Genomic DNA, 26,268 nt, shown 5'->3' on the forward strand with positions numbered 1-26,268 from the left:
CAGTGGAATCACGGCTTCGGAAAACCCCGCTCGGGAGGTGAGACGCTATGAAATCGCCAGGCAGGCTGGCAGCGATGGTGATGGCGCTCATCCTGATTCCGGTGCTGATCGTCGCGATCCTCATCGACGGCGACAAAGACAATCCGGGTTTCGCTCAGGGAAAGTTGGCGACAGGGACCGTTCCGCCACAGTACGAGGCGTGGGTCATTCTCGCTGGAACATTGTGCGAGGACATCTCGGCTCCGCTGATCGCCGCGCAGATCGAGCAGGAGTCGAACTGGAACCCTGCGGCGGTGTCGGCCGCGGGCGCGCAGGGGCTGTCGCAATTCATGCCCTACACCTTCCCGAGCTACGGCACCGACGCCAACGGCAACGGGGTCATCTCCCCCTTCGACCCGCCCGACGCGATCATCGCGCAGGCGAAGTTCGACTGCGCCACCGCCGCGCAGGCCAAGAAGGACCTGGCCAGCGGGCGGATCCACGGCGACGTGATCGACATCGTCCTCAACGCCTACAACTGCGGCTACGGCTGCGTGCTCGCCAACGGCGGGCCGCAGATCGTCAACGGGGAGACCGAAGGATACGCCCCCGGCGTCAAAGCGCGTATGGCCAAATACACCCAGATCGGGACCGGCGGGCAGGGCGCGGTAGCCCAGTGCAGTCAGTTCCATCCCGGAGCGGTCTTCGGCTCGAATGTGGCCGCGGCGGCGCTGTGCTGGCAGGGCACCCCTTATGCCTGGGGCGGCGGCACCCTCGACGGCCCCTCGCAAGGCGGACGGGACGGCGGGGTCGCGGATTCGTTCCATGATTACGAAAAGGTGGGATTCGACTGCTCGGGATTGGTCCTCTACGCCGTCGGACAGGCGAGCGGGAAATCCATTCAACTTTCCCACTACACCACCTACATTCTCAACGACCCGCGCGGCAAACCGGTGCCGCACGGCGATATCCAGCCGGGGGACATCGTTTTCCCGGGCGGCGGAGATCCGCAGCACGTCGCTATCGCGATTGGTCAGGAAAAGATTGTCGAAGCCCCGCAGTCGGGCGACGTAGTGAAGATATCGCCGTTGTCGAGTCTGGGATCGGGAATTCAAGTGAGGCGATTCGGATGAACAGGAATGATATGCCCCCGCAAACTCGATGGAGGGTACCGGCCGTGGTGCTCGCGGGTGCGACTCTGATGGTCGGCGGGTGCTCGTCGAACAGCACGGGACGTGACAGCGCGACCGGCCCGCAGGCTCCAACCACGTCGTTCGTGATCCCTACCGCGACCACCTCCCGGGGTCCGGCCACCCCGCCCGCGACGCCGCTGCCGACCCCGGCCGCGCTCCCGGCGGAGATCGGGCCGGTCGACCAGGGCAGCGTCGACGCGGTCGCCGCGGCGGTGGCCCGGATCTGGTTCGGCTGGGATACCACCCGCGACGTGAGTCCGCACGACGCGAAGCTGCGCGCGGTGCCGCTGCTGGACCCGCGGCTCGCGCAACTGCTGCGCACCTATCCCCCGATCGCCGGGCCCGGTGCGGACTGGCTGGAGCTGACCGCGCGATCCGCGGTGGTGACCGTACCCGCCGACGGGGTGCGTCCCGGCGTGGAGTCCGGCGCCCCCGCCGACACCGCGACCTCGGCGGCGCGGCTGCTCGAGATCACCCAGACGATCACCACGGCGAGCGGGCCCCTGCCCGACCGGCACCTGGTGGTCGGGCTCGCGCTGGTCCGCATCGGCGCCGAGTGGCGCGTGGCGCAGGTGGGAACGCGATGAGCGCGCGGCCGCGCCGTCCGAGGGTCGGCGGGATCGCCGGGGGCGTGGGGACGACCACGGTGGCGCACCTGCTCGACGCCGTCGACGTCGGCGTCGTCGAAGCCAACGGCACCCAGGGCGTCGACGTCCTGGTAACCCGTGCGACCGCGGTGGCGGTGAGCTGGGCGATCGCGACCGCGCAGAAGATGCCCGCGCGCCCGGTGCTGGTCGTGGTCGCCCACGGGAGCGGGCGCTGGCCTGCGGTGGTGGAGCGGCGGCTGAAGATGGCCGCCGCCGGACTCGACACCCCGGTGCTGCGGCTGGGCTGGGTCGCCCCCCTGGCCGCCAGCGACGACCCGTGGGGCCTGCTGGCCACCGGGGTGTTCGCCCCGGACCGCAAGACCTACCGGTGGGCCGACCCCGCGCGACGGTTCCGCGACGACCTGGTCACCGCGGTGCTCCCCGCCCTCGACCGCGACACCACCACCGCCTCCTCCGCCACCGTCCCCGTCTCCGACTTCGGCCCGGAGCCTGGGGCGGGCACCGACGACCGGCCCGCGGTCATGCGGGTCTCGTAACCACCAGGAAAGGAACAACGCACATGTCCACTCTGCTGATGGCCAGCGATTGGCTGGCCCAGGTCCAAGTCCCCAATCCGCCCGCCAAGCCGCTGCCAGGCACCATCGGTGACCGGCTCAACGACGTCCTCGGCTACGGCAAGACCGTTCTGTTCTTCCTGGCCGTGGCGGGCATGTTCGCCGTGGCGGGGATGCTGATCATCGGTCTGCGCGGGCGCAGCGACACGGCCAAGAACGCGCTGACCCACCTGCCTTACGTCATCTGCGGCGTCATGCTGACCGGCGGCTCGGCCGGGCTGATTCAGGTGTTCCAGTGAAACGGGCGGTTCGGGCGGTCGTCCTCGTCGCGGCGCTGGCCATGTCGGGCACCGGGGCCGCGCTCGCTCAACCGCCCGCGACCACTCCGGTCCCGAGTGGGCAGGTGAGCCCGCAAAGCCCCGGCGGGGCGGGGCCGGGTGAGCAGATCCCGATCCGCCAGCCCGCCACCGGCGGGGTCCAGTGGGACCGCTTCGGTGGCGACGGCACCAACGCCCCGCACGATCTGGACTCGTTCATCACCGACGTCATCGGCTGGCTGCGCACCCTCGCCCTGGTCTGCGCCATGGCCGGTGCGCTGATCACCGCCGCACTGCTGATCGCGGGCGTGCGGGGTCGATCCGACCAGGCCAAGCGGGCGCTGGAACGGTTCCCCACCGTGCTGGCGGCGACGGTGATGGCGGGATCCGCCTACACCATCATCATGATCTTCCTGTGAAAGAGGTTGAGCCGCAATGCCTTTGACGACCCGAGAGTTCCGTCCCGGACCGCGCTGGGCCGGGGTTCGTCGCCGGTATCTGATCGGAGCCGCGTGCGCGGCGGCGCTGGTCCTGGTCACCGTGCTCGCGCTGAACGGGCCCGGTCCGGGTCGCGACAGCATCGCCCCCGGCACCGAAACCGCGTCGCAGGCAACGGATTCCGGGACAGCCAGCGCGAAAGGATCGCTGCTGCCGCAGGTCCCGGTCCATCGCGGTCCGGCCGATCCGGACTGGCTGACCGCCGCACCCGCGGCGGTGTCCTGGCAGCGTGTGGACGGCGCGCCCGTGCCGTTCACCGCCAGCGACGGGCCCACCCGGCTCGACGGGGCGGTCGCCTCCGGCTACAGCCACACCCCCCAGGGCGCGGCCGTGGCGGCACTCCAGATCAGCATGCGCCTGCTGTACTCCCCCGACGTCGCGCGCATCCTCGACGCCCAGGCCGCGATCTCGCCCGCCGAGCGCCAGCAGATCCTCACCGCCCGCACCACCCAGCCCCACCTCGACCCCGCGGTGGTGCAGGCCAGCACGGTGCAACCCGCCGGATTCCGGATCGGCGCCTACACCGACGACGCCGCCACCGTCTACTACGCCTACCCCCGCTCCGACGGGTCCTACCGGATCGCCCGCCAAGCGGTGGTGTGGCGCGAGGGGGATTGGCGCTACAGCGGGGACCTGACCGCCCCATCGCTGCCGCCCGCGGCGGACCTGACCGGATTCACCCCGCTGTAGGCCGAAGGAGACCCTCGAATGTTCACCACCCGGGAATTCGCCGACCACCCCGCCCGTCGCGGGCCCCGTCTGCCGCGGCGCTGGCTGGTCGCGGCCGCGGCCGCCGCGCTGATCGTGGCCCTCGCACTCGTCGTGACCGCGGTCATCCACGGGCGCGCAACCGATTCCGCGTCCTCGCCTCCGTCGGGGCCCGCTGCCACGGCGACGGCGCCGCGCGAGCTGGAATGGAAGCTGATCAATGGGGTCCGGCTGCCGTTCGGCGCGGACGGGCCCGCGCACGTCGACGGCCCCCGCGCGTACGGCTACACCCACACCCCCCAAGGCGCGCTGCTCGCGGCGTGGCAGATCTCCACGCGCGTGCTGACCGACACCCGCTACGAGCAGCTGCTCGGCACCCAGGTCCGCGCCGACCTCGGCCAGCAACAGCAGGTCCGCAACGCGGTCACCCAGGCCCGCAACCTGTCGCCGGAGGAGGCCGCCGCGGCCTTCCGTCAACCGGTCGCCTTCCGATTCGCCACCTACACACCGATGTTCGCGCGGATCTACTTCGCGGTCCCGTCGACCAAGGGGGGCTTCGACTTCCAGCGCCGCGCGGTGCTGTGGGACGGCGACGACTGGGTCTACCAGGTCGACTCCGGCCTTCCCGACCTTCCCAATTCCACGGGCCTGCCCGGGTTCACGACCTTCTAGGAGAAGGGGACGCGATGAGCACCACACCACCTTCCACACCGCGACCGGTCATACTCCTGCTCGGCCTTCTGCTGGCGCTGCTGGTCGCCGGTCCGGCGACGCTGGCCTCGGCCGCGCCGCCGCCGAACATGCCCCAGAAGCTGTCCGAGCTGAGCGCCGAGCAGAAAAGCTGGCGCGATAGCGACGGGGTGATCTGGTGCTCCCAGCACCCCCAGTTCCCCGGCTGCGACGGCAACCCCGACACCGGCTACCGCTACCCCGACGACGACACCGCGTTCCAGGCCCAGATCAACAACGGCGCCAAGCACACCACGATCGACCTGAGCCCGGGAACCCTCGCCGACAACACCGTCGGCAAGGCCGTGGATTCCGCGTTCGGCAAAGCCGCCGAGTCCATCGGCCGTTTCTCCGGTGACCTGCTCGTGGAGTCGATGACCTGGTGGATCGGCACCGACTCGATCAGCCTGTCCTACGCGGGAGTGATGGCGGGCAAGGCGCCGGTGCAGAAGGTGGTGGCCTTCATCATGCTGGCCGGGATCCTCACCAGCGCCATGGTGATGATGGTGACCCGCCGCACCGAACCCGGCGCGCAGGTCCTGCTCGGCGGGGTGAAATACATCGTCATCTCCTCCATGGCGCTGATCGTGCTGTCCGGAGCGATCCACGCCGGAGACGACTTCGCCCACCAGATGATCGACCCCGACGCCAACCAGTTCGGCCAGCGGGTGCAGGCGATGCTGGGCACCGCCACCATCGGCAACCCGGGCGGAGTGCTGCTGCTGGGCATCGTCGCGTTCCTGCTCGGCGCGATCCAGTGGGTGATGGGCTTCGTGCGCCAGGCCGGAATCATCGTGCTGTACAACATGATCCTGTTCGCCGCCGCCGGACAGCTCACCACCTGGGGACGACAGTGGTTCCCCCGCATCGCCGCCACCTGCGTGGCGCTGGTGCTGTACAAGCCCATGGCGGCGTTCATCTACTCCCTCGGCTTCGGGCTCATCGGCCAGGAGCAGTCCCTGACCACCCTGGTGACCGGGCTGATGGTGGTCGCGCTCGCGGTGATCGCCCTCCCGGCGATGCTGAAGTTCTTCGCCTTCATGGGCACCCACGTCTCCGGCGGGTCTGGAGCGCTCGGCGTCGCCGCCGGTGGCCTCGCGGGCGGCGCGCTGGCCGCCGCGGCCCTGGGCGGAGGCGGTGCGAGCGCAGGCGCCCAATCCTCCTCCAGCGGGGATGGGTTCGCGAACTTCATGTCCGCCACCGGCCCCGGCGGGAGCGGCGAACACGACCCGACCCCCGGCAACGGAGGCTTCCCGGCACTGGGAGCGGGTGGGGGCCAGGCCCGGCTGGAGGCCGGTGCCGCACCGAAGGCCCTCGGGCCGGGACACAGCGGCCCGGACCTCGAGGGCGGCTCCGGCCCGCACCCCCACGACACGACCGCCAGCGTGCCCCCCGAGAGCCCCGACGCCGCCGGGACGCCGGTGACGGGCAGCGGCACGCCGGGCCCCGGCGCCGACCTCGCCGGTGCGGGTGCCGGTGTCGCGGACACCGGCACGGCGGCCTCGGCCGCAGGCGACGCGGGGATGGCCGCGGGGGCAGGCGGGGCGGCGGCGGTAACGGGCGGGGCGGCCCTGGTGGTCCAGACCGGCGTGTCGGCGGCCGGGTCGGTCGCCGAGCGCGCCGACGAGATCGGCGCGGAGATGACCGGAGACGACACCGGCCCGGACATGCCATGAGCACCAACACATTTCACGGTATCCGGGCGTATCGAGCCCGGCCCGGCAGGACGAGAAAATTGAGGAGCACGCGATGAGTGAGACACCGGCGTACGGCGGCTTTCGGGAAGTCAGGGGTTTCGGACTGGGGCAGCTCGGAACCAGCGGCACGGTCATCATCCTGGGCGTGGTGGTGGGCCTGGCGTTCACCACGTTCGTCAATTTGATGGCGGCGTTTGTGGGCCTGCTGATCGCGATCCCCGTGCTGGCGATGACCATCGTGCCGGTGGGCGACTCGCGGCGCACGCTCGTGCAGCACGCGGCCTGGCAGCTGCGCTCGGCGTGGGGGGCGCACAGCAACAGCGACGCCTACGCCGCCGACGTACTCGAAGAGGTCGACCGGGGCGAGCACCTGCCCGGCGTGCTCGCCCCGCTCCAGCCGCTGACGGTCGAGGACGGCCGCGGCGGCAGCCAGTGCCTGCTCTGGAACCGCCGCACCGGCATCCTGTCCGCAGTGTTGAAGGTGTCCCCGGTCGGGATCACGCTGGCCGACGTCGCCGACACCAACGCCTGGGTCCGCAACTACGGCAGCTGGCTGGCCGACCTCGGATTCACCCCCCTCATCTCCTCGGTCTGCTTCACCTGCGAATCCTCCCCCACCGGCGGGGTCGACCAACGCGCCTACACCCTGGCCCGGATGCGGCGCGACGGCGCCGATGCCCCCGCCCTCGCCAAAACCATCCTGACAGAGGTTGTCTCCCAATCCCGTTCACGGACAGCGGACGTGCAGATGCGGGTCACGGTCAACTTCGATTTGTCCAAGGCGTCCCCGCAGCCGCGGACGCTGTCCGAAGGCGCGGCCGAGGTGGTGCGGTGGCTACCCCGCATCGAGTCCGCGCTCGCCGCCGCCGGTGCGACGGTGACCGGCCGGGCCAGCACAGCGAGCGTGATCCGCAACATCCGCGCCGCGTTCGATCCCGCGATCCGCGTGTTCGTCTCCGACACCCCCGACGAGGAAACCGACGAACTGCTGACCTGGTCCGACGCCAAAGCGCTGCGCACCGAATCGACCAAGGACGTCTACTACCACGACTCCGGCTACTCGGTGACCTGGCTGTTCGCGGCCCCGCCCAGCGGAGCGGTGCGCCACGACATCCTCCTCCGGTTGGTCAGCCCCGGCCAGTACTACCGCCGGTTCTCGCTGGTCTACCGCCCCTACACCGCCACGCAGGCCGGTGAGCTCGTCGAGCGGGAAATCCAGGCGGGCACCCTGCGCCGCCTCTGGGCGGCGAAGACGAAAAAGGACGAGACCCAGCGCGAGCACGACGACCGGGTGCGGGCCCGCCGAGCCGCGCAGGAAGAGTCCATGGGCGCCGGCGTGGGCCGATTCACGATGTATGTGACGACCACGGTGCGCAACGAGGAAACCCTCCCCGCCGCGTGCGCCGACGTCGAGGACCGGGTCAGCGCCGCCAAGCTGCGATTCCGCCGAGCCCGCGGAGCCCAGGCCGCGGCCTTCGCCACCAGCCTCGGCTACGGCATCGAACCGACCGCAGGGCTGTCGCGGCACGCCGCCCAGAGGTGGCTGGCATGACCACCGAACTCGCCACCGACGCCACCACCGCCCCCCTCGCCGCCGCACACCGCGCGGGCGCCCGAGCGGGACTGGCCGAACGCTGGCTGGCCAAGCTCGGTGTCACCCCGGCCTACCGCTCACAGGACCAGCCCGACGCGGACGAGCCCGGACAGGCACCGTTCCTGCCCTACTTCTCCGCCCTGCCGCCGCTGCCGAAGGCCCGCGGCGCCCACCGGCCCTTCGGCGGGTACGCGCACAACGTCGACGCCGGGCGGCTGTACGCGGGCACGACCATGCAGGTCCAGGGCCTCTACCCGTTCCCGGCCGCGTCCGGCGCGCGGGTGCGGGGCGTCCCGTTCGGGCGCCACCTGCACACCGCCGAACCCATCGGCCTCGATCCCTCGCAGTGGCTGGTCGACGGTCTGGTCACCAACACCGGCCTGTGGGTGCAGGGACAGCCCGGCATCGGAAAGTCCACCGCGATCAAGCGGCTGCTGGTCGGTCTCGTCGCGTTCGGGTTCGCCGCGGTGATCCCCGGTGACATCAAAGACGAGTACACCCCGATCGTAGAAGCGTTGGACGGCAAGGTATTCCGGATCGGACGCGGTCTGCACAGCCTCAACCCGCTGGACCTGGGGCCGCTGCGCGGCGCGATCGACGCAGCGGTCGGCACCCACCGCGAGCAACTCATCTCCCAGGCACGCGGCCGCCGCCTGGACCTGCTCGAGTCGCTGATCACCATCGTCGGCGGTCAGGATCTGACCGCCACCGAGCGGCTGCTGCTGGCGATGGCGGTCGACCAGGCCGACACCGCCGCCGCCCGCTACAGCACCCCCGACCCCACGATCCCCGAGATCGTGGCCATCCTCGATGCGGCCGCCACCCCGTTGCAGCGGGTGGTCGCCGTCCGCGACGAACACGAGTACCGCCGCGAGATCCGCGAGCTGCGCAACACGCTCGTGCTGCTGGTCGAGGGACCGATCAAGGGCATGTTCGACCGCCCGTCGAGCTTCGCGGTCGACGCCGACCTGCCCGCGGTCTCGCTGTCGCTCAAGGCCGTCGAAGACGACGGCGACGACGTGGTCGCCGCCGCGATGATGTGCGCGTGGGCGTGGTCGGCGGGACTGATCGAGGGCAAACAGGCCGCCGGGAAGCGCCGCAACGTCTTCCAACCCCAGGACGAGCTGTGGCGGGCGCTGCGCGCGGCCCCCGGCCTGGTCGAGAAGTCCGACCGGATGACCCGCCTCAACCGGGCACGCGGGGTGGTCTCGGCGCAGTCCACCCACTCCATCACCGACCTCGAGGCGCTGCCCACCGAGGCCGACCGCGCCAAAGCCAAGGGCATGGTCGCCCGCAACGCGATCAAGGTGATCGGCGGGCTCGACAACGCCGAAATGGAACGGCTGCACGCGATCTCACCGTTCACCAGCGGCGAGAAGGACCTGGTGACGCGATGGTCCGCACCACCGACCTGGGTGCCCGGCCAGCGGCATCCCGGCCGCGGCAAGTACCTCATCAAATCCGGCTCCCGCATGGGACTGCCGGTCCACGTCGACCTGACCCCCCAGGAACTCGACCTCTACAACACCGACGGCGCGTTCGCCGGACTCACCCAGCACGACGAACGGAGGAGCCATGCATGACAGACCCACCCGGGAAAGGATCGTGATGCGCGACGTGATCACCCCACCGCACCGGCACCACCGCGAACAGCCGCCGACGCCGAGCACCCGCGCCGCGGCCGGGCCCGCGCGGCGGCCACCGGACCACGAGCAGCGGCAACCGTGGGTGTGGAACCCCGAAACATCGGTGCCCGCAACGACATTCCGGTGGGACCTGCTGGCCACCATCACCGACGCGGCCGACGCCGACCACGTGGCCGAACACCTGCTCTCCGTCGTCGACGAGGCGGCCCGGTTCTTCGTCCCGGAGGCGGCGTTGCTGGCCGCGAATCTGCTGCTGGCCGCCGCGCGCGGACAACGCACCCTCCCCGAGGTGCTCGCCTGGATCCGCCACGGTGACCTGCGCGAGCCCTACCGGCTGCTGCGCGCACGCGGCGAGACCGGCCCGGTCGCCGACCTGGACGCCTTCGCCCACGCGCCCGCGGGAGAGCAGGCGGCGATCTGGGCGGTGGCGCGCCAGGCCCTGCTGCCCCTGGACCACGGCCCCCTCCTCGCCGCGCTGAGCCCCCACCCCCACACCGAAGGCGAGGACGGGCATCTCCCGGTGCTCGACCCGGCCGCGCTGGCCCCCGGCCGGACGATCGTCGTCGTCGCGACGCCGGGCAGCCGCAGCGCGGGCGCGGCCGCCGCCCTGCGCGCCACCCTGGAACGGGCGGCCCAGCAGGCGGGCGTGGCCGTGAAGGTGGTGACCGCGCACACCCAACCCCGGGGGGCGTGATGGGAGACGCTGCGCTGGCGTGGGCGTGGATCGCGGTCTTCGTCGCGGGAGGGATCGGCTTCGGCGTCTACCGGCTCCACGAGCACGGCACATCCTGGCTGATCCTCGGCCTGGCCGCCGGGCTGGTGTGCGCGGTGGCCGCCGCGCTGGCGTGGGCGGTGTGGAAGACCTGGCCCACCGAGACCCCCGACAAGCTGCTGCGCGACACCACCCAAATCCCGGACATGCTCGGCAAGAAGGCAGCCCAGCGAGGTGTCGGACTACGCGCCTCCATCGACAGCGCCAGGGGCGTGCCCATGCGGGAGCTGGCACCGCAGATCGGGCGCCTCAAGGGCAAACCGGTCTACGCCTCCTACGAGGACTTCACCACCGTGATCATGGGGCCACGCAGCAACAAGACCAGCGCCGTGGCCGTCCCGCGCATCCTGTCCGCCCCCGGCGCGGTGATCGCCACCTCGAACAAACCCGACCTGTGGGTGCTGACCGCCGCGCTGCGCCGAGCCGTGGGCCCCGTCTACGTCTTCGACCCCAGCCCGATCGCCTACGTCGCCCAAACCTGGTGGTGGAACATCCTTTCCGGCATCACCACGCTGCTCGACGCGAGGAAGGTCGCCGAACACCTCATCGAGGAGAACCGCGGGGGATCAAGCCAGAACGAAGACCCGTTCTTCGCGCCGACCGGCAAGAACCTGCTGTCGTGGGCGCTGCTGGCCGCCTCCCTCGGCGGGCGCACCATGCGCGATGTCATGGACTGGGTCGACACCTACTCCGACAAGCCCATAGACATCCTCCACCAGCACGGCAACCGCCGCGCCGGTGGCGCGTTCGCCGCGGTGCTCGACCTGCCCGCCGAAACCCGCGGCGGCGTCTACGGCGAAGCCCAGACCGCGCTGGCCAGCATCCAGGACGAAACCACCCTGCGCTGGATCACCCCGCCGCACACCTGGGAGCAGCCACCCTCGGGCGCCGTCACCGAACTCGACCTGTGGACCCTGTTCGCCTACGACGACGGCGACGCGCCGACGCTGTATTTGATGACCCAGGAGGGCACCGGCAGCGCGGGCGCGGTGATCGCGGCCATGGTCGCGAAGATCTTCGAACTCGGTGATCTCGCCGCCTCCGCCCACGGCGGACGCCTCGACCCGCCGCTGACCCTCGTGCTCGACGAATGCGCCAACATCTGCCGGATCAAACGCCTCCCCAAACTCGCCTCGCACCTGGGATCGAAGTCGCTGTGCGTCACCGCGATCTTCCAATCCGAAGCCCAGATCATCGCGACCTGGGGCGCCGACGACGCGGCCGCGCTGTGGGGCGCCTCGACCGTGCGCATCCTCGGCGCCGGACTCCAGGACGAGGTGTTCCTGCGCAAGATCTCCGCCCTCGTCGGCCAATACAAACCCCGCGAACGACGCCGCTCCCACGGCCCCGGCGGCACCACCACCTCCAACGACCGCGGATCACTCGAGCCCATCATGCCCATCGAGGACATCTCCGCACTGAAAAAACGCCACGCCCTGCTGATCCGCCAGGAATCCAAACCGGTACTGATCGACCTCATCCCCTGGTACACCGAACCGGACAAAGGCGATATCGAACGCGTCCGCGACACCGCCACCGCGGAGGTCCAAACCGCAGCCATCAAGCACCTGGGCCCAAATAATCCCGTCGCCCAAGCCCTGCGCCGTCGGCGCGCCGACCAGACGAACACGGCGACGACATGAGTACCGGTCCCGGCGAGCCCCCCGACCACAGCCTGACCGACTTGCGCGAGCAGGTGGCCGCCCTCGGCGAAGCGCTCGTCGAACTCCGCCAGCACGACCGGATGCTGTCGACGAAGGTCGAACGCATCGACGCCACCGCCGACCGCACCGCCCAAGGACTCGACGAATTCGAAACCGCCCTCGGCCTGCTCGCCGACCGCATGACCGCAGCCACCGCCCCCGCCGAAACGACCACGACCACCGCCACGGCCCCGGCCGGCGCTGCGACCGCGGCGGCCGATCCGGATCAGATCGACATGGACGCACTGCTGGAATGGGTGATCGCCAACATCGGCGAATGGGCCCAGCGCAAGCTGCCGCGCTCGGCCACCAGCACCGCCAACGGCGCGATCTGCTGGTGCTCGCAATGGTACGAACACCCCGAGGCCATCACCGTGCTCTGGTCACTGCGCCGCGCCTGGCTCGAAGCCGTCGTCCAACCCGGCGCCGCCATGGCCGTCTACCTCCGCGACTTCTTCTATCCCCTGCTCCGCACCCTCACCGACCCCGCCGGACCGTTCTACGCCTGCACCCCCGACACCCACGACCCCGACGCCAAATTCATACCCGTCGTCCCACCAGGCTTCCGACCATAAGACCCGCCCGGGGCCGGGTGCAGCGCTTTCCCGCCCCAACGAGCACACCCACCATCATGTCGAACACATGTGCGATAGAGTGGCGGGGTGGGCGAGAACTCGGATCGCGGACCTAAGCCGACCTCTTACATCGCCGACGGACAGGCGGCGGCACCGGGCACGCGGATGTGCGTTCTTGCGGGTCACGATCGAGGAGCGTGACCGTGGCGCTCGAAGTGCGTACGCCGGTCCGACGCGGGGACTGGGCTGGACGGCCGGGCGGCGACGTCACCGGATATGTGGCACCACCGGGCCACATGGGTACGGTCCGCTGGGATTTCGACCACGGGGCAGGGGAATTGGTCGAAATCCGTTCTGCCACACCGCCGGATCCCGAGCAGGACTGGGTACTGGTCTGGTGGCCGGGAGGCAAGTGGAGATGGGAGCACGAGCGCAATCTGGTCGTGGTCGACGCGCCGCGCCGTGACACGCCTTGATGTACCGGATGCAACACTGTTGCGGCCGCTATTGGGTAGCGAATTCCGGCGGTGCGAGGGTGTTCGGCTCATTCTTCGGCGGGTTCGTCTGAAGTCAGATATTGCAGTGCTTTCCTCAGCGCCGCGTCGTCGTGGGGTCCGTCCCATCCGACGATGGCGAAGCGATGGATGGATTCGGCGCGGTGGAAGTGGTTATGCATCTGCTGGAAGTGGGACGGTTCGAGCAGGGAGAGGACCACCAGCACACGATGTATTCCGGCTACATCTGCGTGGTGCCGCACTTGGTCGGCGAGTTTGAGCGCCCCTCCGGCCCGGAGGACGGTCCTGGTTTGGACGCCGATCTGCTGGCCGTCGGCGTTGAGAATGAGACTGAAACCTTTTTCCGGCCAATGGATTGTCGAGTTCGAGTTCGGGAAACTCGCCGCAATCGCGTTGGCGACCGCTGCTAAGGTAGTGGCTCTCGCGGGCACCCACGTAGCTCTTGGTGGTGACGATGCTCGGGGACACGATCTCGGCGGCCTTGGCGAGAGCGTCGGCCGCAGCCGCGTTCGGTTCCAGTTCTGCTTGGGCGATCAGCTTGCGGCCCAGCTGCCTCCGGGCGAAATCGACGCTGTGGTCACCGGATCCGAAGCGGGTGAGCGGGGTGCCCTGGACACCCATCAGCAGCAGCGCGGCCGAGACGAGGAACAGTGCCGCGCACCCGGCCTGGTTGTCCGAGACGAAAACAGCGACAGTGCCCGCAGTGCCCGCAGCCGTTCCCAGCGTCAGCGCGATGCTGCGCTCCCATGGCCGAAGAGGCACTCCTTCCCGGTCAATGTTGAGATCCAGGCTCGGAGCCGTCTCGTTTTCGGTCGGTGGGGGTTCGTCCGACATGGGTGCTCTCATCCTCGAATAATGATCAGGCGCAAGGGTATACAGTCCGGCGGGTCGGTGAGTGCAGCACCGTGGTGCGTGTCGCTGCCGCCATCGAGACGAGACCGCGAACCGCAGCGGCGCAGTCGATTATCACCATCTCGAGATGACCCCCCTTGTGTGCCTTGCGAACACCGCACACGTCGCGGAGGATGCAGCGTTCTCCGCTCGGTCGAAGGCGAGTCGGTGTCGAAGGAAGCACAACGGCTGATCGACGAGCTGATTCGTGACTACCCGAACAACTTTCAGCACCAAGTGATTTCGCGGGTCGAAGCGCGCGAGATATGGGCTCGCGGCCTCGAGGTTGAGCGAGGTCAGCAGCTCGAGCTCCCCGGCGTGGGGGAATTGGCCAGGCAGCCCCGCGAGGTCGCCAAGAACGTCGAGAAGCCGCAAGCAGGTACAAAAGGACCGGACGCTGGCCCAAACCCTGACCGCGGCGCAGCAACAGGCGAGGAAGCAGCAGGATCTCGCGCGGGCGGTGCAGGCACAAACCCAGCAGCTCACCCACGCACAGCAGCAGGGCCTGGCCATCGACGCCGCGGATGCGCAGCAGACCCACCACACGGCGGCACAGCAGCTGGACGCGGTCCGCGCGACGGAGAAGGCGAACACCAAGGACATGCTCGCCGCTATCGGAATAACCGGAGAGCACGCACGGACGATGGAGGAGATCCTCGTCCAGGGCCGGGAGAACCAGCGCCAGGGCCTCGTGCAGGGCATCGAGGCGATCGGGAAGGTGGCCGCGCGGGAAACGCAGGCGGAACTGGCGCGGCAGCAGGCTGCCGAGTTCCAGCGCCAGCAGCGAGAGCTGGCCCTGCGGCGTTACCCACCGGAGTTGCGGGCGATCCTGGAGCTGGTGAACCAGGGCAGGCCCGCCCCGGGCGTCGCCCTGCCCGGCGCACCCGCCGAAGCCCCCGAGGTGCAGCGGGGAGGGCGCGCCGCCGAGCGGGCACTCGAACTACGCAAGCAGCAGGGCCTCGGGATTCAAAAGGGGATATAACCCCTTGGGCCGTGGCGCCGAACTGCCGCCTCAGCGGCCCCGCTCTGTGAGCGCCATCAACTCCCGCATGGCCCGGATAACCTGATCTGCTTCACCGAACGACATCGGTACCAGGCGATCACCTATTTGGAGGTCCACCTGAAACTCGGCGTCCAGCCCATCCACGCTGCGGTCGAGCCTGCTGATGCTGACTCGCGCCGTGCCCGCGTCGCGTATGGGCACGAGCACCGTGTCGCTGATATGGAGCGGCTTGTCCTCCGGATCGTCCGGATCTGGAGCCAGATGCTGGACGCACCACTGCGGACATTCCGGTGTCGCTGCCACGCCTACCCCCACTATCTCGTCTTGCTTCGAACTGCGAGGCTACCTGCTCCTGGCAGTCATCATCGGATCGATATGCAGAGAACGAAACCCCATCCAGCACAGGCGATTCCAGGAGGGGGAGCGAGGGTCGTGATCAGAGCAGTTCCGTTGAACACTGCGGGCTAGTACGCTCCGCGACCGTGAGCCAATGGGAACATGCGTTCGAAGACGATAGTCCTTGTCGATGGGTGGATCCGCCGATCCACGTCCGGGTGATGACCGAGAGGCTCTGGGCCCCGCAAAGTGTGCGATGGGGCTATCGGGCTGCGGTGGCACGAGCGAACGGTCTGCGGCTCGAGGAGGTGCCCGGGCGACTGGTTGAGCTGGCGGTCACGGTGGCGGGCGACGTGGTCGGCAGGGTGCAGTTCGCACCGATCATCGACGGCCAACGCAGCGCGGAAGTGATGCTGTTGCCGTGGGGCACCTGGGTGCCGAGCACGGAGGCCGACGCGGTCCGGCTGCGATCGCTAATGCTGAGCTTCAGCTGAAACCTGTGCCGTCAAGAAGCGACCAGATCGTACGTGGTGCCAAAGAAGGAACCCCCGTCGGTCACTTGCCGACGGGGCCTGTTGTTCGGTTATCAATGACGACGGCTAAGCAGCAATAGCCGATTGCTCGAATTCTCCCGCCAAAAGGCCAGCCTTAAAGGCAGACCACTCCTCTATAGTAAAGACCAACGTTGTCCCGTCTGCCCCTCGAAGAATTATTCCGTTACTATGCTCCTCGATTTCAGGTTGCCCCAATACCAAGACTGAGCTGTTTCCTAGAATTGCTGCTTGAAGGCTTCCCCACGCATTTGCGGGCATCTCGATGATGGGCTCGTCCTCGGGAGGGTTACGGGGATCACGCAGGTATGCTGTCTCGTATATAAACCGATTTATCGTTCGGGTTCCGCCGGATCAGAACGCATTGGCCGCCGCCGTCGCTGGCTGATGACTTGACGTAACCGTCAAGCGGCCGACGCCTGGTGACGTTCCTGTTCCTCACTGCTTCACTGCTCCTTCGCGAGAATTTCTGCGATCCGCCCGGCAATTGCTGCACGTATTGCGGGAGTTACCGGTGAGGGCCGGATTGCGCTGCTACTCGGCGATGAGTCTGCGGATGACATCACCGGGCGGGAGGTTCCAGTTGTCTTTGTCGGGGATGTAAAGGGCCATCAGCTTGCCGGTGATGTCGGCGTAATCGGTTGGTAGTCCGGCTTCTTCGAGGCTGAGGGCGACCTCACTGGTCTCGGGTACCCATCGCCATGCGCGGGCGGCGACGCCGGGTAGAGCATCGCGTTGGGCGAGCATGTCAGCGCCCACCCGGCGCGCTTCGGCGCTGAGTACATCGGTGACACCGTGATGGTCGGCAAGGCCCTGAGCGATGGCCGCCAGCAGCCGCGCGGCTCGTTGGTAGGAGATGAGCGCCATCTTCAGAGCGCTTGCGGCCCATGGGTTCTCGCCGATTTCGTCGGCGTCGAGCCCCGCTTCGGTGAGCAGCTGAGCGCAGCGGACGCGCGGGGCTTCCGGACCGGCCAGGAAGAACTTCGCAGTCGGAGCGTCCCGGGGTGGTGGTCCGGAAATGGCGGCGTCCACGACTGCGGCCCCGGTTTCGGAGAGCAGTCCGGCGATGTGCTGCATCTGTCCGGGGCTGACCGCGTTGGCATCGACGTAGATCCCGCGGTACCTGTGCTCGGCCACGCTCTCGGCGAGGTCGATCGCGGCCGCGGATGGGCAGATCGCGAACACGATCTCGGCTCGGCCGAGCAGGTCACCCAACTCGTCTACCGGCGTCAATCCGGCGTTGGCGGCCCGGTCCCGCGTGCTCGTGCTGCGCCCTTGTCGGCACCACAGCACGGTGTGGCCCGCCCCCACCAAACGCGCGCCAACTGCGGAGCCCATATTTCCGGGATGGAGTAGCCCAATGATCATGATTCACGTCCGGCGTCGAGGCTTTTCATGCCGCCAATCGTGGTGACGTCGAGGATGTTGTCCCGGATGGTCGTCGCGAGGGTTGAGGTCTGATAGCGCGGCCGGTCGAGCTGGGTGCTGATCTGCCGCAGCCGCCGCGCGGTGCTCTCGACTCGCCGTTGGGTGCTGGTTCGCAGTACGTCGCGGATCTGTTCGTCCGCTCCGTCGAGATCGTCGCGGCTGAGCCGTGCGGTCGCCAGATCCAGCCTGGCGAGTGACATTTCACCCAGGCGACGGCGTTCGGGCGGATCGGCCAGATACAGTTCGAGGCTGGTTTCCGCGAGTCGTTCGGCCTGGCGGAAGTTCGCGTCGCCACCGAGCCAGAGATATGCGCTGGCCGCGGAGTACGCCTGCTTGCCGGGCGGGAACGCCATCATGCCCCCTGGCAAGTCCTCCCCGCGAACCTGTTCGCGGGCCTGCTCTGCGCGTCTCAAGGCGTCCATCGTTCCCTGCTCGTCGCGAAGCCTGCCCCTGGCTCGAGCTTCGGTCGCGGCCAGACGTACGCGGGCCGTGCCGGTCTCGGGCGAGTACTGGTGATACGCGCGCTCGGCGAGATCGGCGGCAACTTCGTACTCGTGATCCCAATAGGCGATGAGCGCTTGCAGCCCCCGCACCCACGCGCGCAGGCCGTGGTGCTCGGCCATCTCCCCGCACATGAACGCACTGCGGGCCAGGGTTTTTGCGGCGTGAATGGACCCCAAATCGAAGCACGCGTTCGCCTCCACCGCGCACAGCGTGCCCGCGATCAGGTAGAGATCGCGCGAGCGCGCTGGCGGCTGGCGGCCGTCGAGCAGCGCGAACGCGCGGGAGGCGAGGGCGCGCAGCTCGACGAGCAGCGGGTAGATCGGCCGGTTCGGATACACACTGACGATCCGGGTCAGATCGTCGTGGAACTGCTCGAGGGTGTGCGGGCCAATGTTCGATTGTTCGGCACGTTCGCTGAATGCCGCGGACTCGGCAGCGGCCATACTGGTCAGTCCTTCGATCTCGTCGGCGTTCGCTGTCTCGGCCGCCAGCAGGGGCACTGACGAGACCGGAAGCGATGGCGGTCGGGGGTCGGCTGTTCGGGGCAGATGCGCCACCAGGGCTGAGCCGTGGTCAGCGATCGGCGGACCGAACAGTTCCTCGGCAGTACTGCCGTACCTCTCGAACATACGCTCGAGGACGCGACACGAGGCCCTGTAGGGCAGGTCTTTCACCTCGCCTTTGATCCATCGGCGAGCTTGACTCCATGAGACAACCGCCGGTTTTTCGCTGGCGGGCGACTCGGCGGCGAGCGCGGCAGCAGTGTGCTTGAAGCGGCGCAAAAAGTCTGTGGTGTCGAGCCGTTCCTTCATCAGCAGCTGCTCGAGCCGTGTGCGCGGCGCGTCGGTCACCTCGGCCACCCTCTTTCGCGGGTATGTGCGTCGAATTCAAGGTTAAGGCTACGGCTCGCCTACCGGCTTCGACCTCCGCGCGCTGAGCAGATGTGAACCACATGCGCACAGATGCGCACCAGATGATCAGCCCGTGCGCGTCTGCACCCCACCACGATTGGAGCACTGGTCGCAGATTCGGAGCACGAGGAGGCGCGGTGGGAATTCTGGATATGCCGTTAAGGAAGAACACCCGGCACGATTGCGCTACCGACCCAATTGAATTCGTCTCCCGTGATGACGCCTACGCAGTCCTCGAGGACCATGGCGGGCACGACCTACACCGGTGCAGGCCACTGCTCGCAGCGCACGCCTATGTGTCCGACGGCGTGAGCGAAGCGGACTAACCCGGCGACGCGGCGGCGTAGGCGGTGTCGGATGCAGATGTTGCACGTAATGGTGCAGTTTCCGGAACTTCCCGCGCCGCTGCACTTCCGCGCCGAGGCGACCGTCGCGCGGGCGTTTCTCAGCGAAATGGCGCGCTGGCACGACCGCGCCGTAGTCCGCCTGGATACGGCGGTGACGGCGGGTATGCGACTGCTGCCCTGTCACAAGCTTTTCATGGAGCACTGACACTAACTGACACGAAAGGCATTGGAGCGGTGGGTAATTCGCTGCCAGCCGTGACCGCACAGGGCCGGTATTACGCGGCTCTGGGCCGGTGCGAGCGCGAAGGGGATCACGAGCGTGTCGCCGAGCTGCGCGCCGACGGGCCGCCGCCTGCGGAGCCGCGCGACGGGCTGGACGGCATGGTGGCCTACTACCGCCACCGCGCCGCCCAGGGGGACGAGGACGCGGCGCTTTTCGTCCGCCGTCACTCCTTCGGAATTCACGCTTCCAACTAGGCCGCCGCCCCGGCAGAACCCCGACGAACGGAAGGACTTTGGCGCAGTGCGCAATTCGTCTCGAAGCTGGCGGCACGCCTACACGCCTACACAGCTGGCCCTCGTGTCCGCGCTGGGCCGGAAGAGAGACCCGCAGACCCTCCAACAGCTGGCCCGGCGCATCGGCCGCCGCTCGACCGGCCCTGTGCGGCAGTCGATCAAATCCCTCATCACCATGGGACTGGTGGAGCTGACCCCGGTGGAGGGGCCGGGGGTCGGCAACCTGCCCGAGACGTGGGCTTTGACCGTGCGCGGCCGGGAGCTGTTTCGGCGCATCGCCGCCGATGAACGCGCGGCACGGCGGGCCCGCGCGGAGCGAAGACGATCGGCGCAGATGCCCACGCTTCCGGGCAACGTGCAGACCCACCGGACGGCAGCGGCCGCCGCCGAGTCCGCGCAGACCACCGAATCTGCGATGTGGGGTTACTCGGGGGCGCAGGTGAGGATGGTCGCGGCGCTCGGTGATGCTCCGGGCCCGCGGACACTGGCAGAGCTGGTGGGCGACCGCCCACAGAGCGGGGTACGGCAGACGGTGACGCGGCTCATCGAGCAGGGGCTCGTGAAGCCGGTCGGTGCTCGCGGGGCGGCCGCTCGCCATTTCATGCTGACCAAGGACGGGCGGGCCTTGTACGAGCGCATCGCGCTCCGGCGTCGCAGGCAGGCCGCCGGAAAACCGCCGGACATCCCGACCGAAACCGCGCTCCCCACGAAAAGTGTTGCGCCAGTGGCGTATCCGGTGCGACCCGGCCTCGCAGAGCTGCCGCCCGTGGCGGCCGCGCCCGTCGTTCGCATCATCTCCAGCGAGGGGACGAGGGCACTCATCGCTCACGCTCACGGGGCCGGGTACCGGCTGACCCGCGATTCCCAGCCGCCCTACTACTGGCGGCTCAGCGAAATAGCCAGCGGGAAGCGAACTTTGGCGGCACGAAGCCTGTCCCACGTCGAAGCCTGGCTCGACGCCTGAACCGCCCGCGATCGCCGACACACGTATCCGCATCAACACAGTGAAGGGGGGGGTGAGCCGATGACGCCGGATTCGTCCGGCACCACCACCTAGCCATCACCCGTACTACGGGAAGGCACAGCGGCGGCGGTCGCCCATCGCCGGGGCGCGGCATACCCAGAATCATCCGCGACCCACACGAACGCCGCCGCACCCTGCCCCCAGGCAGGGCGGATGAGGACACCCCCATGAATGCTGAGGTCACCACCGCGCTACCGGTACTGCCCGCGGACCCGCTCGCGGCCGCGTGCGTGTACTACCGGCAGGCGTGTCAGCTCGACGCCCGGGTGCGGCCGGAGCTGGCGGCCCTGATCGTGACCACGAGCCACACCCTCGGCGCGATCACCATGCCCGCCAGTCTCGGGGCGCGGGTGCGGCTGTATCTGCGCGACCAGGGGCGGCGCGTGGGCCCGATCCTCTCGCACTCGGCCTCGGCGCGGTGGACGTTCCTCACACGCGCCGATATCCCTTGTGACACAGCGACTTCCGCGCGGATGTACCGGCGGCAGGTGGCGGTGGCGCGTCCCGGCACGGAGATCACCGTCCCGTCGCTGTCCCGGCAGCGCGGCCCGCGGCAGTGGGTGGAACCGCCCACAGACCCCTACCGGACGTGCGCGGCGCTGGTGGTGGCCGCGACTGATGCGTGCGCGGCAGGACTGTCCCACCCCGGCCCGCGCCAGGCCCGCCATCGACTTCGCGAGGACTGAGAACTCATGAACGACACCGACACACCGCACCTACCCCAGCGCACCCCCGCACAGCAGCCCGTCTACGGCGGGGATCTCGGCCGCGAGACCGACCCCGCCCACCTCGCGCGGGTGCTCACCCACCTCCAGGCACTCGACCCCGCCACCCTCCCCCAACGCGCTCACCCGAAATCCCTTGCCGTGACCAGTAATTCGAAGGAGACGTGAACACTGATGGATACCATCCGCCACACGGTCATCACCGGCGGTGCCGGACTGATCGGCAGCCACCTCGCACTGCGCCTGCTGGACCAAGGCCACGAGGTGACGGTGATCGACAACCTCTGCACCGGCTACAGAGCGAATCTCGACGCCGCGATCGGGCACCGGCGGTTCGGGTTGCGGATCGCCGACGCCGCCGACCACACCGCCTACCGCGACCCCGCTACCGGCGATATCACCGACATCGTGCATCTGGCGGGCCTGGAAGGGCCCGCCACGCGCTCCCGGCTGCCGATCGCGACCCTGGAAACCGGATCGGCCGCGACGAAGACCGCGCTCGAGGTCGCCGCCGCCTACAACGCGCGGATCGTGGTCGCCTCCTCGGGCGCGATCTACAACGAGACCGCCACCCACCCGCGAGACGAGACGAGCACCGTCGCCATCGATCCGGTGGGCCCCCACTCGGCCTACCAGGTGGCCAAGCTGTACACCGAGGCCGCCGCGAACGCGTACGTGCGCAGCGAAGGAGTACGCGCGGGGGTGGTGCGCCTGGGCGAGGTGTACGGCCCGCACATGCGAGCCGAGGGTGACCGCAGCATGGTCGCGGCGTTCTGCGCGGCCGCGCTCGAGGGCCGCACGCTCACCGTGACCGGCGGGGACCGGCAGATGGGCCTGCTCTACGTCTCCGACGCCGTGGACGCCCTGTACCGGATGCTCGAAGGCGAGGCGTTCGGGCCGGTCAACATCGCCGCCGCGCCCACAGGACAGGTGAGCGTCACGACGATCGCCGAAATGGTGATCACGCTCGTGGGCGCCGGGGACATCGAGCACACCGAGGGCCCGGTGACCGCAGCGCCGTCGCCCTGCCTGGACATCAGCCGCGCCGCCACCCTGCTCGGCTGGAAACCGCAAATCCCTCTCGCCACGGGCCTCGAGGTCACCCTGGAATGGATGCGCGCGCACCGCGCGGGCCCCGAGATCGCGACCGGCCAGGGCGCGCGGTGAGGAATCGGCACGGTGAGGTGCTGGTCTTGTGCTTGGACATCGGGGGAGATGCCGACGACGCGTGCGCGCTCGTCTGCGCCGCGCACGAGCCCGAGCTGGCCCTGGTGGTCACCTCCGACGAGGTCGGCGGCGAGCGGGCGCGACTGGCCCGCCATCTGCTGAACCTGGTGGGCCGCAGCGATGTTGACATAGTCGCCGGTATCGATCTGGGCAATTCGCGGTACTGGGTGGCCGATGGCCTGACCCCGGCCGAGGTCCCGGCGCAGCCCGCCAACGTGGTGGCCGCGGTGCGGCGGGTGTGCGCGGGCACCGAGGGACCGCTGCGGTGGGTGGGGTGTAGCCCGCTGAGCGAGCTGGCCCAGGTCTGGCGCGAGGCCCCGGACCTGCGGGAACGGTTGCGGGTCACCCAGATGGGCGGCGGCCTCGACGGCTTCCGCGATCCGACCAAGGCCGAACACAACGTGCGGCTCGATCCCGTGTCGGCCGGGTACGTGCTCGACAACGTGCCGGACCTGACATTGGTGCTGTCGGACACGACATTCCGGGAGGAAATCGCGATCTACCCTGGGCATCCGCTGTACCAGGCGTGGGCCGCACCCGGCGCACCGGCCGCGACCCGTCTACTCGCCGACCACATCGACCGCTGGTGGGACAGTTTCCAGCGCTCAAGCAAACAGCACGATCCGCTAGCACTCACTGTGGCACTGGGATATTCGTTCGTCGAGCTGGCGTACCGCGAGATCGTCATGGCCCCCGACGGCCGGATGCGCCTCGACCCGGCCGGGCGGCGGGTCCGGGTCAGCGTCGGCGCGGACTACGCCGCCTTCCTCGACTGGGTCACCACCCGCACCACCAGCCACCTGCTGGCCGAACCTCAAGGGCTGGAGGAGGTTTCGTGATCGCCCCTCGAATCGAGCTGCGTAAGGAGTCTTATGACACCCACCCCTTCCCGTGCCGCCTCCCCGCGGGCGCGGCATGCACAGGACCGCACCGGGCCAACGTCTCACCGTCTTCTGCGCGCGACCCGGCGGAGGGCGAGACCGCACACGAGGAGCAGTGGCGGGAAAGTTGCATCGGCATGCGCTGTGATCATCGGGCTGGTGCTCGCGAGCCCCCGGGCACACGCGGATCCGGATCCGGCTCCGGAGCTGACCGGTGGGGCAGCCGCGCAGCAGATCCTGCGCTACGTCCAAGACACCGCAGACGCGACCGGCTTGAAGTTCTCCGACGGCGCGGCCGAGGCGAATTTCTGCGAGGCATATGAGCCGCGCGGACCGCAGCAGATCCTGGTGTCGTATCGGATCACCGGAGTGCCGCCGGGTCAGACAGGCGCGGCGGTCGACCGGCTGCTCACCGTGTGGGAGAGCTGGGGGTGGGCGAAGGACCCGAGATCGACGACCACGAAGGCCGCGGCCAAAACCCCCATCCAATACACGTTCCTGTTGAAGGACGCCGGGAAGGGCGACGGCGGGTTGAGCGTCATGGCCGCGTCACCCTGCTTTCCGCTCTCGTCTCTGAATCAAGGCCCCCAGGGGCGGGTGCCCACGGAAATCACCAGTACCGACCCGAGGAGGAAATTCGAGGAGCACTCACGATTTCGGTGGGCGTATCTCGCCCTCGCCGCTGTGGGCTTGGGCCTGTACCTGGTCCTCGTCGGGATCGGCGTGGTGCGCGTGCGGCGCAATGCCCCCCGGATCGCGCGGCTGCTCTATACCGACATGCGCGTCGGCGGTTACAGCCGCGGGAAAGCGGCATCGCTCACCCGGATCGGCTGCGTCGTGGTCGTCGCGGTGTGGGCTGCGGTGTGGCCGGTGCAGGTGGCCCTCGGCTACGGGCATCGGCTGCTGCGGGGCGCCCGGCGGAAATTCTCGAGCGCGCGCTCGAATCGGGGTGAAATGTGATCATCGCGGGGGAGACTGCCGGAGAGCGTATTTCTCTAGCACGAGGGGGCGGAAGTTGCCCGGAGGGGGTGCGACCGGCGTGCGGACGCGCCGGGCGGCCAGCCAGCAGGTGACGCGCGAGGCGCTGCTGGCGGCGGCGACGCGGCTGTTCACCGACGAGGGCTATCGCGGGGTGACGGTCGACGAGATCGCGACGGCGGCGGGAGTGACCCGCGGTGCGGTCTACTCGTGCTTCACGAGCAAATTCCATCTCCTGCTCGAGACTCTCGCCCAAGCGGTCGAGACCCGACCCGGCGACCCCTGCGCGAGCGGTGACGGGGTCGTGACGTTCGCTCGCGCGTATCTGGGGGGCGGGCCCGTGCTGACCGGTGAGGTGCTGGCCGAGGTATCGGGCGAGGCGGGGCTCGGGGCGGTGCTGGCCGACGCCGTGCGGGCCGCCGACGCGCTGATGGCGGTGGCGCTGTGGCGGGCGGGCAGCGAGGCCGCGCTCGAATGCCCGCGATGGCGCGACGTCGCGCGGGAGGTGATGGTGGTGCTGCGCGCGGCGGCACTGACCGCCGCGACCGCACCGCAGATCGTCGACCGCGACGCGGTGGTGCGCCTCTGCGCCATCCTCGCCGACACGGCCCTCCCCGGGCGGCGCACGCGATCGGCGACATCGCCCCGGCGCGGTGGTCCACGCTCGAACTCCCGAGCCGGGACGACGGGGTGGACTCTGCCGCCGTGTCCGGATCTGGTCACCGGCGAGGCGTGCCTGAACGCGGAGGGCGTGATCGTCGTGGTCGGACCACGCGAGCTCTCCGAGGCGATCACCGAACTGGGCTCGGCCACCTCCGGCGACGCGCGGGTGGTGGTCGTGCTCGCCGAGGCAGAGACCGCCGCGCTGATCCGGGTAGCCCTGCTGGACGTCACCCGTGCGCTGCGAGCGGCCGGGCTGGCACGCGGTCTGCCGCTGCGGGTGGTGGTCGACTCCACCGGTGCGGTCGCCGCGGCGGCCGGGATCCGGGACGAGCAATGAGCGCCCGGGCGCGCGAGCGTGATGCGTACGCGGAGCTGCGGACGCCGCCGCGTGAGGCGGGTCCGAGCCGCCGCGGTGGGGGGCGTCGATGAAAGCTGTGACGTTCACCGTCCGCCTCCCGGTGCGCGAGCGGGAGATATTGGCCTTGCAGGCTGAGGTGTTCGGGGTGTCGGAGGCGGCGCTGATGCGCGAGATCATGCACGAGGGCCTGCGTCGACGGCTCGACCCCGCTGAGATCGATCGCCGGATGGATACCGTTCGAGCGCGGCAGCACGCGGCCGCCCAGCACCTGCGTGATCGGATCGACGGCTTGCGTTGTGCCGCAGAGGATTCGGAGGAGACATCGCCGAGCGGCGAGATCGAGCGCACCGAGAAGGGGCCGCTCCGATGATGCGGCGGCACCCGCCGGGCGACCGGCACGGGCCGGGACGGCGCTGGCGGAAAGGCGAGATCCGGGACGGGTGGCCTTGGCTGGTGGTTGTCCCGCTGGTCCTCCTGATCGCCCTGGCGCCCGAGGTGCCCGTGGCGTGGCGGCTGTGGCACGACCAGGGCCGGACCGGCACCTGGACGGCCACCTCGCTCACCTGCCTCCACCCCCGCCGGTGCACGGCCAGCGGCAATTTCTTGGCCGACACCGGCGGACCCGTGCGGTCCCAGGTCGATCTCGGGGGGAGGGATTTCCAGCCCACGGTCGGGAACCGATATCGCGCCGTTGACGTCGGCGACGGTGAGGTCTACGTGCCCGGCGGCGGTCGTGCGCTGTCGGTGCTGTGGATCGTGCCGGGGCTGGGCGTGCTGATCGTGGTGTGGGCGGCGTGCATCGTGGTGGTGTGGTGGCGCCGCCGACGCTGAATAGCC

The 26,268-nt window shown here is 69.4% G+C and carries 31 protein-coding genes; 27 read left to right on the plus strand and 4 right to left on the minus strand.

From position 1 onward, the window contains the following. Nucleotides 1-47: 47 nt before the first annotated feature. The 14 genes from ACWDSJ_RS27965 (at nt 48) to ACWDSJ_RS28030 (ending at nt 13,049) form a co-directional block, all read left to right on the plus strand. Nucleotides 48-1,112 (plus strand): C40 family peptidase, encoded by a 1,065-nt coding sequence (locus ACWDSJ_RS27965; protein WP_450035381.1) that lies wholly within the window; start codon nt 48-50, stop codon nt 1,110-1,112. A gap of 143 nt (nt 1,113-1,255) precedes the next feature. Continuing rightward, the gene (locus ACWDSJ_RS27970) at nt 1,256-1,759 is read left to right on the plus strand and encodes a hypothetical protein (RefSeq protein ID WP_450035382.1); all 504 of its coding nucleotides are present in this window, start codon (nt 1,256-1,258) and stop codon (nt 1,757-1,759) included. Further along, complete coding sequence (locus ACWDSJ_RS27975) at nt 1,756-2,316, plus strand: hypothetical protein (RefSeq protein ID WP_450035383.1); 561 nt, start codon at nt 1,756-1,758, stop codon at nt 2,314-2,316. Before ACWDSJ_RS27970 ends, ACWDSJ_RS27975 begins: the two co-directional genes overlap by 4 nt. Nucleotides 2,317-2,339: 23 nt before the next feature. Continuing rightward, nucleotides 2,340-2,633: a hypothetical protein gene (locus tag ACWDSJ_RS27980; protein ID WP_450035384.1), complete on the plus strand. Its 294-nt coding sequence runs from the start codon at nt 2,340-2,342 to the stop codon at nt 2,631-2,633. Next, nucleotides 2,630-3,070 (plus strand): hypothetical protein, encoded by a 441-nt coding sequence (locus ACWDSJ_RS27985; RefSeq protein ID WP_450035386.1) that lies wholly within the window; start codon nt 2,630-2,632, stop codon nt 3,068-3,070. The genes ACWDSJ_RS27980 and ACWDSJ_RS27985 overlap by 4 nt, the downstream gene beginning before the upstream one ends. 16 nt (nt 3,071-3,086) lie before the next feature. Continuing rightward, entirely contained in the window at nt 3,087-3,839 is a 753-nt protein-coding gene (locus ACWDSJ_RS27990; protein ID WP_450035387.1) for a hypothetical protein, read from the plus strand. Between the two features lie 18 nt (nt 3,840-3,857). Next, on the plus strand, nt 3,858-4,529 hold the full coding sequence (locus ACWDSJ_RS27995; protein ID WP_450035388.1) for a hypothetical protein: 672 nt from the start codon (nt 3,858-3,860) through the stop codon (nt 4,527-4,529). A gap of 14 nt (nt 4,530-4,543) precedes the next feature. Beyond that, nucleotides 4,544-6,262 carry a hypothetical protein gene (locus tag ACWDSJ_RS28000; protein ID WP_450035390.1) on the plus strand — a complete coding sequence of 573 codons (1,719 nt, stop codon included), beginning with the start codon at nt 4,544-4,546 and terminating at the stop codon, nt 6,260-6,262. 73 nt (nt 6,263-6,335) lie between these two features. Beyond that, on the plus strand, nt 6,336-7,835 hold the full coding sequence (locus ACWDSJ_RS28005; RefSeq protein ID WP_450035391.1) for an SCO6880 family protein: 1,500 nt from the start codon (nt 6,336-6,338) through the stop codon (nt 7,833-7,835). After that, nucleotides 7,832-9,460 (plus strand): hypothetical protein, encoded by a 1,629-nt coding sequence (locus ACWDSJ_RS28010; protein ID WP_450035393.1) that lies wholly within the window; start codon nt 7,832-7,834, stop codon nt 9,458-9,460. Before ACWDSJ_RS28005 ends, ACWDSJ_RS28010 begins: the two co-directional genes overlap by 4 nt. After that, the gene (locus tag ACWDSJ_RS28015) at nt 9,453-10,217 is read left to right on the plus strand and encodes a hypothetical protein (RefSeq protein ID WP_450035394.1); all 765 of its coding nucleotides are present in this window, start codon (nt 9,453-9,455) and stop codon (nt 10,215-10,217) included. Before ACWDSJ_RS28010 ends, ACWDSJ_RS28015 begins: the two co-directional genes overlap by 8 nt. Then, nucleotides 10,217-11,938: a type IV secretory system conjugative DNA transfer family protein gene (locus ACWDSJ_RS28020; RefSeq protein WP_450035511.1), complete on the plus strand. Its 1,722-nt coding sequence runs from the start codon at nt 10,217-10,219 to the stop codon at nt 11,936-11,938. The genes ACWDSJ_RS28015 and ACWDSJ_RS28020 overlap by 1 nt, the downstream gene beginning before the upstream one ends. Continuing rightward, on the plus strand, nt 11,935-12,573 hold the full coding sequence (locus ACWDSJ_RS28025; RefSeq protein ID WP_450035395.1) for a DUF4913 domain-containing protein: 639 nt from the start codon (nt 11,935-11,937) through the stop codon (nt 12,571-12,573). The genes ACWDSJ_RS28020 and ACWDSJ_RS28025 overlap by 4 nt, the downstream gene beginning before the upstream one ends. A 197-nt stretch (nt 12,574-12,770) precedes the next feature. After that, the gene (locus tag ACWDSJ_RS28030) at nt 12,771-13,049 is read left to right on the plus strand and encodes a hypothetical protein (protein WP_450035396.1); all 279 of its coding nucleotides are present in this window, start codon (nt 12,771-12,773) and stop codon (nt 13,047-13,049) included. A gap of 68 nt (nt 13,050-13,117) precedes the next feature. Here ACWDSJ_RS28030 and ACWDSJ_RS28035 read toward each other — a convergent pair whose 3' ends face one another. After that, the gene (locus ACWDSJ_RS28035; RefSeq protein ID WP_450035397.1) at nt 13,118-13,519 is read right to left on the minus strand and encodes a hypothetical protein; all 402 of its coding nucleotides are present in this window, start codon (nt 13,517-13,519) and stop codon (nt 13,118-13,120) included. A 920-nt stretch (nt 13,520-14,439) separates the two neighbouring features. On the opposite strand from ACWDSJ_RS28035, the gene ACWDSJ_RS28040 reads away from it, so the two are divergent. Next, nucleotides 14,440-14,961 carry a hypothetical protein gene (locus ACWDSJ_RS28040; RefSeq protein WP_450035398.1) on the plus strand — a complete coding sequence of 174 codons (522 nt, stop codon included), beginning with the start codon at nt 14,440-14,442 and terminating at the stop codon, nt 14,959-14,961. A 30-nt stretch (nt 14,962-14,991) separates the two neighbouring features. Here ACWDSJ_RS28040 and ACWDSJ_RS28045 read toward each other — a convergent pair whose 3' ends face one another. Next, nucleotides 14,992-15,285 (minus strand): hypothetical protein, encoded by a 294-nt coding sequence (locus ACWDSJ_RS28045; RefSeq protein ID WP_450035399.1) that lies wholly within the window; start codon nt 15,283-15,285, stop codon nt 14,992-14,994. A gap of 308 nt (nt 15,286-15,593) precedes the next feature. Between ACWDSJ_RS28045 and ACWDSJ_RS28050 the strand changes: the two genes are divergently transcribed. Then, the gene (locus tag ACWDSJ_RS28050; protein WP_450035401.1) at nt 15,594-15,812 is read left to right on the plus strand and encodes a hypothetical protein; all 219 of its coding nucleotides are present in this window, start codon (nt 15,594-15,596) and stop codon (nt 15,810-15,812) included. A gap of 591 nt (nt 15,813-16,403) precedes the next feature. Here the strand turns inward: ACWDSJ_RS28050 and ACWDSJ_RS28055 are convergent. Further along, on the minus strand, nt 16,404-17,237 hold the full coding sequence (locus tag ACWDSJ_RS28055; RefSeq protein WP_450035402.1) for an NAD(P)-binding domain-containing protein: 834 nt from the start codon (nt 17,235-17,237) through the stop codon (nt 16,404-16,406). Next, a complete protein-coding gene (locus ACWDSJ_RS28060) occupies nt 17,234-18,652 on the minus strand; it encodes a hypothetical protein (protein WP_450035403.1) in 1,419 nt (472 codons plus the stop codon). Before ACWDSJ_RS28060 ends, ACWDSJ_RS28055 begins: the two co-directional genes overlap by 4 nt. Before the next feature lie 417 nt (nt 18,653-19,069). Here ACWDSJ_RS28060 and ACWDSJ_RS28065 point away from each other — a divergent pair, with 417 nt between their 5' ends. From ACWDSJ_RS28065 to ACWDSJ_RS28115, 11 genes are all read left to right on the plus strand, one after another. Then, nucleotides 19,070-19,264: a hypothetical protein gene (locus ACWDSJ_RS28065; protein ID WP_450035405.1), complete on the plus strand. Its 195-nt coding sequence runs from the start codon at nt 19,070-19,072 to the stop codon at nt 19,262-19,264. Nucleotides 19,265-19,293: 29 nt separating this feature from the next. Beyond that, the gene (locus tag ACWDSJ_RS28070) at nt 19,294-19,536 is read left to right on the plus strand and encodes a hypothetical protein (protein ID WP_450035406.1); all 243 of its coding nucleotides are present in this window, start codon (nt 19,294-19,296) and stop codon (nt 19,534-19,536) included. 46 nt (nt 19,537-19,582) lie between these two features. Further along, on the plus strand, nt 19,583-20,539 hold the full coding sequence (locus ACWDSJ_RS28075) for a hypothetical protein (RefSeq protein ID WP_450035407.1): 957 nt from the start codon (nt 19,583-19,585) through the stop codon (nt 20,537-20,539). Nucleotides 20,540-20,766: 227 nt separating this feature from the next. Then, the gene (locus ACWDSJ_RS28080; protein WP_450035409.1) at nt 20,767-21,285 is read left to right on the plus strand and encodes a DNA-directed RNA polymerase subunit beta; all 519 of its coding nucleotides are present in this window, start codon (nt 20,767-20,769) and stop codon (nt 21,283-21,285) included. 6 nt (nt 21,286-21,291) lie between these two features. Then, the gene (locus ACWDSJ_RS28085; protein ID WP_450035410.1) at nt 21,292-21,492 is read left to right on the plus strand and encodes a hypothetical protein; all 201 of its coding nucleotides are present in this window, start codon (nt 21,292-21,294) and stop codon (nt 21,490-21,492) included. A 6-nt stretch (nt 21,493-21,498) separates the two neighbouring features. Further along, the gene (locus ACWDSJ_RS28090) at nt 21,499-22,491 is read left to right on the plus strand and encodes an NAD-dependent epimerase/dehydratase family protein (protein WP_450035412.1); all 993 of its coding nucleotides are present in this window, start codon (nt 21,499-21,501) and stop codon (nt 22,489-22,491) included. Next, nucleotides 22,488-23,390: a nucleoside hydrolase gene (locus ACWDSJ_RS28095; RefSeq protein ID WP_450035413.1), complete on the plus strand. Its 903-nt coding sequence runs from the start codon at nt 22,488-22,490 to the stop codon at nt 23,388-23,390. Before ACWDSJ_RS28090 ends, ACWDSJ_RS28095 begins: the two co-directional genes overlap by 4 nt. 201 nt (nt 23,391-23,591) lie before the next feature. Continuing rightward, the gene (locus tag ACWDSJ_RS28100) at nt 23,592-24,392 is read left to right on the plus strand and encodes a hypothetical protein (RefSeq protein WP_450035414.1); all 801 of its coding nucleotides are present in this window, start codon (nt 23,592-23,594) and stop codon (nt 24,390-24,392) included. A gap of 79 nt (nt 24,393-24,471) precedes the next feature. Further along, nucleotides 24,472-25,410, plus strand: a complete 939-nt coding sequence (locus ACWDSJ_RS28105) for a TetR/AcrR family transcriptional regulator (protein WP_450035415.1) — start codon at nt 24,472-24,474, stop codon at nt 25,408-25,410. Between the two features lie 88 nt (nt 25,411-25,498). Further along, on the plus strand, nt 25,499-25,801 hold the full coding sequence (locus tag ACWDSJ_RS28110) for a hypothetical protein (protein ID WP_450035416.1): 303 nt from the start codon (nt 25,499-25,501) through the stop codon (nt 25,799-25,801). After that, the gene (locus ACWDSJ_RS28115; RefSeq protein WP_450035418.1) at nt 25,798-26,262 is read left to right on the plus strand and encodes a hypothetical protein; all 465 of its coding nucleotides are present in this window, start codon (nt 25,798-25,800) and stop codon (nt 26,260-26,262) included. The genes ACWDSJ_RS28110 and ACWDSJ_RS28115 overlap by 4 nt, the downstream gene beginning before the upstream one ends. The last annotated feature ends 6 nt before the right edge of the window (nt 26,263-26,268 follow it).

The organism is Nocardia sp. NPDC003482, from assembly GCF_053588115.1.